The 3,095-nt window shown below is 37.4% G+C and carries 3 protein-coding genes; all 3 read right to left on the reverse strand.

The annotated features are described in order from the left end of the window. Window positions 1-31: 31 nt before the first annotated feature. Window positions 32-1,380 (reverse strand): IS3 family transposase gene (locus ADJ60_RS11375; RefSeq protein WP_152907437.1). Its coding sequence is split into 2 segments (ribosomal slippage): window positions 32-939 and window positions 939-1,380, totalling 1,350 coding nucleotides; the frame shifts between segments, so codons are not numbered across the junction. A gap of 263 nt (window positions 1,381-1,643) precedes the next feature. Then, window positions 1,644-2,693 (reverse strand): DUF389 domain-containing protein, encoded by a 1,050-nt coding sequence (locus tag ADJ60_RS10575; RefSeq protein WP_049510043.1) that lies wholly within the window; start codon window positions 2,691-2,693, stop codon window positions 1,644-1,646. Further along, window positions 2,690-3,013 carry a potassium channel family protein gene (locus tag ADJ60_RS10580; RefSeq protein WP_000825751.1) on the reverse strand — a complete coding sequence of 108 codons (324 nt, stop codon included), beginning with the start codon at window positions 3,011-3,013 and terminating at the stop codon, window positions 2,690-2,692. The genes ADJ60_RS10575 and ADJ60_RS10580 overlap by 4 nt, the downstream gene beginning before the upstream one ends. Window positions 3,014-3,095 lie beyond the last annotated feature (82 nt).

Consider the following 3,095-nt stretch of genomic DNA (forward strand, 5'->3'; position numbering starts at 1 on the left):
TGTACTGACCCCAAAAAGTTAGACAATTAATTTATCCGAAGGATTTAGTTCTGTATTGCACAGGACTGAGTCCTTTTAGTTTTACCTTAATTCGTTTATTGTTGTAGTAATCAATATAGTCTACAATGGCTTGTTCCAATTGGTTGAGCGACTCAAATGACTTCTCATAACCATAAAACATCTCCGATTTCAGAATACCAAAGAAAGATTCCATCATGCCGTTGTCTGGGCTGTTACCTTTACGTGACATGGATGCTTGAATTCCCTTACCCTCTAGAAACTGATGATAAGAATCGTGTTGATATTGCCAGCCTTGGTCACTATGGAGAATCGTATTCTCGTAGCGCTTCTCTGTGAATGCTTGTTCCAACATTGTTTTTACTTGTTCTAAGTTGGGTGAAGTTGAAAGATTATAGGCGATAATTTCGCTATTAAAGCCATCTAAAACTGGTGATAAGTAAAGCTTTTGAGCGCTTGCTGGAATGGCAAATTCTGTCACGTCCGTATAACACTTTTCCATTGGTTTAGCTGCTTCAAATTGGCGTTGAATAAGGTTGTCTGCTTTCTTGCCAACATCTCCTTTATGAGAAGAATACTTGCGTTTCTTGCGGATTCTAGCTTGTAAATTGAGCACTTTCATCAAGCGTTGAACTCTTTTATGATTGACCACATAACCACGATTTCTTAATTCTAAATGGATTCGACGATAGCCGTAATTTCCTTTTTGTTCGGTAAAAATAGCTTGAATTTCAGCTTTAAGCTTTTGATCCTTATCTGGTTTGTCTAGCTGTTTCAAATGATAGTAGTAGGTCGAACGAGCGAGTTTAATGGTTTTTAGAAGAATATCTAACGAAAAATCAGTGATTAATTCTTGAACAATTTCTGTCTTTCTTCTTTCTCTTTTTCCTCCTTCAAGCGGAGTTCTCTCAACTTTTTTAGGACAGCATTCTCCGCTCTCAGATACTCGTTTTCTGCTTGAAGTCGTTCTAACTCTGTCATCTCTTCGGGTTTCTTCTTTGGTTTACGTCCCATTTTAGGTACTCTCCCTCTTGTTTTCTCAACAATAGTATACCCGTTTTTCTTGTATTGTGCCATCCAATTTGGAAGCATACCACGATTTGGGAGAGCATATTCGAGAGAAACTCTATCTTGAGACCAGTTTTCATGTAGGACTTTATCAATCATTTCTTGTTTTAATTCAGGAGAATAGTAACGATTTTTTTCTTTTTTGACGAACTCTATTCCATAACGATCAATCAATTTAATCATGTACCTAATATTAGAATTGTTTATCCCAAATTTATTTGAAAGCTTCTCTAAGCTATATCCTTGTTTTCTAAGTTCATAGATCTGAACTTTATCATCATAAGTTAATTTCATAATAAAAACACCCCAAAAGTTAGATTTTTTCTGTCTAACTTTTGGGGTGCAGTTCATTTCAGCTGTTGCTTTTTATATTTTTACTCAATGAAAATCAAAAAGCAAACTAGGAAGCTAGCCGCAAGCTGTACTTGAGTACGGTAAGGCGACGCTGACGTGGTTTGAATTTGATTTTCGAAGAGTATTATTTAATCCGAGCTAGTAGTGATTGACCAAACCACCACACAAGATTTACTTTCATGAGTTAGATAAAGTCAGTATCCTCAATCCTTGTCTGCTTCATTTTCTTTTACGAGATCTTTTTGTGAATCCTTTTCAGAGAGTTTTTGATCGATATACTTGTTAATGGTTTCATAAAATTCCTTGGTCGAATCACTGTCTAATTTTGTCGAATTATGAACTTGATTGACTTTCAATTGAACAGATTGAATACCGTAAGAGGCTTGTTTTTGGTGGAGCGTTTCTAATTCTTCTTCTGAAATCGGATCTCCAACAACCGTCAAGACCAACTCATTGTTTCTTGATTTGTAGACTTGATTAATGACCGTGTGATTGGCGAACTCTTTTCCTACAAACTGCTTGATTCCTTCTTTTCGCGCTTGATCTATCGTCAGAGTGACTGCTGAATAACTAGCCGGAAGAATCAATAATACAATCAAGGATATCAACCCAATTCTCATTTTAATGTTTAGCTCTTTAAATGAACTTAAGGGAGATTTTCTCATCATAATTCTTGTTCCAACAATGTTGATTAGCATGATAAAGACACAGTTGATCAAGAAAAGATAGAGAGCCCCCAATAAAAATCGTACATTCCCATTAGCTAAACCATAGCCAGCAGTACAGATAGGCGGCATCAAAGCTGTAGCAATGGCTACTCCTGGCACGATATTGTTTGCTTCTTTTTTCCTTGAACCGATCACACCAGCAATCCCACCAGCAATAGCAATGAGGACATCCCAAATGGTTGGAGAGGTTCGTGCAATCAACTCGCTACTTGCATAAGACAAGGGAGAAATCCAGAAATACAGAGTCGAGACAAGCAAACTGACCAACACTTGAGTCAATAAAACCTCTAGAGATTGCTTGATTAAACGCGTATCAAAAATAGCTAAACCGAATCCCAGTCCAACAATCGGTGTCATGAGAGGTGAAATCAACATGGCTCCTATAATGACAGCTGTTGAATTCATATTTAGTCCGATAGAGGCAATAAAAATTGCACACATCAAAATCGCTGTATCTCTCAATCGAACATGAAGGTCATCGTATAATTTCTCACGGTATTCCCGTGTTGAATAATTGGCAGTCATTTGTCCTCTCCTCTTTCCTTATTTAAATTGGTATAATAATTAAAAATAACAGCTGATAAACAGCCAAAAAATATGAGCCCATAAATCGTCAAGAAGACACTGGTAATCCTTCCAATCAAGGTCACAGCTAGGAGATCCCCGTAGCCGACAGTCGTCGAAGTCACAAAAGCATACCAAAGACCGTCTCCGTAATTTGTGATAGCAGGTTCAACTAGGAAAAGCACGCCTCCTGACCCAAAAACAAAGGTCACAAAACTCAGAGCAAACCGAGTAAAACCCGTAACCTGCATAATATGCCATAACATTTTTAAACGTTTCATTTGTTCTCCTTATTCATACTAGCTCCTGACCGAGCCGTTTTTTTCCAATAATCAAAGTGAAGATAGGACATGATCTCCATCA

This window comes from Streptococcus pseudopneumoniae, from assembly GCF_001076775.1.
GTDB classification, from domain to species: domain Bacteria; phylum Bacillota; class Bacilli; order Lactobacillales; family Streptococcaceae; genus Streptococcus; species Streptococcus pseudopneumoniae_G.